Origin of the sequence: Lactobacillus delbrueckii subsp. delbrueckii DSM 20074 = JCM 1012, assembly GCF_001433875.1 — a bacterium.
Taxonomy (GTDB): Bacteria; Bacillota; Bacilli; order Lactobacillales; family Lactobacillaceae; genus Lactobacillus; species Lactobacillus delbrueckii.
This window is the reverse complement of record NZ_AZCR01000181.1, coordinates 1-211: the sequence shown is the minus strand read 5'-3', so window position 1 is coordinate 211 and position 211 is coordinate 1. Positions and strand designations below refer to the sequence as shown.

The window sequence follows — 211 nt, the reverse complement described above, 5'->3', positions numbered from 1 at the left end:
TCTTAAAGACATGGATGCCAATCACCCGCCAGTTAAGACCTACAAGCAGTGCGCTTCAGATCATGGAATCAGTGAGCCAACTATCACCAATGTCGTGAGAAAGTTCGTCAATGAAGGCCTTGACGCCACCATCAAGCTTAAGCGCAGTGTTAATTCTGATAACGCACAACGCAAAGTTGATGGACGTGTAGAAGCGAAACTACTCGAAGTG

General features: G+C 46.4%; 1 protein-coding gene. It reads left to right on the top strand.

What is annotated here, in order from left to right:
- The coding region (locus tag FD23_RS09035; protein ID WP_155515456.1) for a helix-turn-helix domain-containing protein at positions 1–211 on the top strand (211 nt) is incomplete at both ends.